This is a genomic window from Streptomyces sp. NPDC057428, from assembly GCF_042803195.1.
Classification (GTDB): Bacteria; Actinomycetota; Actinomycetes; order Streptomycetales; family Streptomycetaceae; genus Streptomyces.
Genome location: NZ_JBHVCT010000210.1, coordinates 1 through 1,992, shown reverse-complemented (window position 1 = coordinate 1,992; position 1,992 = coordinate 1). Strand labels below are relative to the sequence as shown.

General features: G+C 67.0%; 3 protein-coding genes. 1 reads left to right on the top strand and 2 read right to left on the bottom strand.

Features of this window, described 5'->3' with window-relative positions; translation table 11 throughout:
• On the top strand, nucleotides 1-843 hold an 843-nt coding region (locus ACFU5K_RS31775; RefSeq protein ID WP_384068188.1), incomplete at its 5' end, for an IS256 family transposase.
• 179 nt (nucleotides 844-1,022) lie between these two features.
• Here the strand turns inward: ACFU5K_RS31775 and ACFU5K_RS31770 are convergent.
• On the bottom strand, nucleotides 1,023-1,346 hold the full coding sequence (locus ACFU5K_RS31770; RefSeq protein WP_384068186.1) for an NAD(P)H-dependent oxidoreductase: 324 nt from the start codon (nucleotides 1,344-1,346) through the stop codon (nucleotides 1,023-1,025).
• Nucleotides 1,347-1,618: 272 nt separating this feature from the next.
• Nucleotides 1,619-1,858, bottom strand: a complete 240-nt coding sequence (locus tag ACFU5K_RS31765) for a hypothetical protein (RefSeq protein WP_384068183.1) — start codon at nucleotides 1,856-1,858, stop codon at nucleotides 1,619-1,621.
• Between the last annotated feature and the right edge of the window lie 134 nt (nucleotides 1,859-1,992).

Sequence of the window (1,992 nt, the reverse complement as noted above, 5' to 3'; positions counted from 1 at the left end):
TCCGCTTCACATCGGTCGGCATCCTGTTCGGGGCGTATCGGGGCATCGGAACGTCCTCCTCGGAGAGCGTTCGCAACCACCAATAGAACTCAAGCGGTCTACCCGGTCGTCTTCGTCGACGCCATCCACGTCAAGATCCGTGACGGGCAGGTCGCCAACAGGCCGATCTATGTGGCCATCGCGGTCACCGCCGACGGCTACCGCGACATCCTCGGCCTGTGGGCCGGCGACGGTGGCGAGGGCGCCAAGTTCTGGCAGCAAGTCCTCACCGACCTGCGCAATCGCGGGGTCAGAGACGTCCTCATGCTGGTCTGCGACGGGCTGTCCGCCCTGCCGGACGCGGTCGCGAACGTGTGGCCCCAGACCGTCGTACAGCGCTGCGTCGTTCACCTGATCCGGCAGAGCCTGCGCTACGCCTCACGGCGGGACTGGCCCGAGGTCGCCGCCGACCTCAAGCCCGTCTACACCGCCGTCAACGAGGCCCAGGCCCGCGAGCGGCTCGACGAGTTCGACGCCAAGTGGGGACACAAATACGGCTCGATCGCCACCGTCTGGCAGCGCGCCTGGAGCGAATTCGTGCCCTTCCTGGCCTTCCCCGACGCCATCCGCGAGGTCGTCTACACGACCAACAGCATCGAGTCCCTCAACGCCCGCTACCGCCGGGCCGCCACCGCCTGCGGCCACTTCCCCAACGAACAGGCAGCGCTCAAGAGGATCTACCTCGCCACCCTCGCCCTCGACCCCTCCGGACGCGGACGTAAACGCTGGAACAACAAGTGGAAGGCAGCACTGAACGAGTTCGACCAGCTCTTCGACGGCCGCCTTACCGCCGGACGGGTATAGGCCAACCAGCCCAACAAAAAACCACTAGGCCAAAGGGCCTAAAAACACCTAAATCATGATAGACCCCTTCGTTTGGCATACCTTGCCGGATGAAGGGCGGACCGGACGACCAACGGTGACCCTGCCTGGCTGTGGTGAGCTTCCTGATCCGGAAACTCACCACAGCCAGGCAGGCCGGTCTACTGGGTGAGTTGGACGTGCTGGGCGCCGCCCCGGCCGGTCGGCTCCTCGGCGGGCATCGAGTCCCATTCAGTCGGGACACCGGTCAACGCGGCTTCGGCATGGTCCAGTTCGTCGATCAGCGTCAGGCGGCGGGCGAAGGCGTCGGCCTGAGCGGGTGCGTGCGCGGCCGGGTCGGTGTGGCCGGCGGTGAGGTGCGGTACGGGGTTCGTGGCGAGGTCACCCTCGGGGTGGTGCTCCTGCCAGGTCTGGCGGAAGGCAGCGGTCACGGAGGGAGAGGAGGAGTCGTCGCCGGGGAACAGTGAGGAACCGAGGTGCAGCACGCGGGCAGGGGATGTTCCTCGGGTGTCGCGGTGGTCGGGAGCAGTCACGGATGAACGTCAGGGTGCGCACGGAGAGGCGATCTCGCGATCACCCGGCCGGGTTTGCCGGGCGGAGGATGAGCTGTGGTGCCGCGGACTCCGGCCCTTGGTCAGGAGGAGAGGGCGAGAGTGACGGCGGCAGCGATCGCTGGCCGGTGACGGGCAGACGCTGAGGCGGGACGGCTCGTCGGGGCTGGCTGCGCCGCCCGGGGAAGGCGGAAAGGAAAGGCCAATCAGGTTAGCGGCTGTTCGGTGAAGTTCCTGAGTACCAGTGCGCCTGGAACTTCGATGAGACATCCGCCTTCGTCGATCCTGCCGAGTTCCACCGCCGACAGGCCGAGCGTGCGGGCGAGCTCGGCGATCTGGGAGCTGGCCTCCCCGGAGTCGCTTGAGACGAAGACCACGCGCTTGCCCTGGCCGGAGGGCACTTCGGCGGCGAGCGTCTGGGAAGGAAGCTGGTTGAAGGCCTTCACGATCTGGGCGCCGGGCAGGACCTCGGCCGTGTACTGCGAGCCTGCGTTCCGCGTAATTCGGCTGGTCTAGAGGGTCCGATGCGGCGAAGTGCCTGGTCAGCGGGTTCGGTGATGCTGCATGGGCCGAAAGTGAC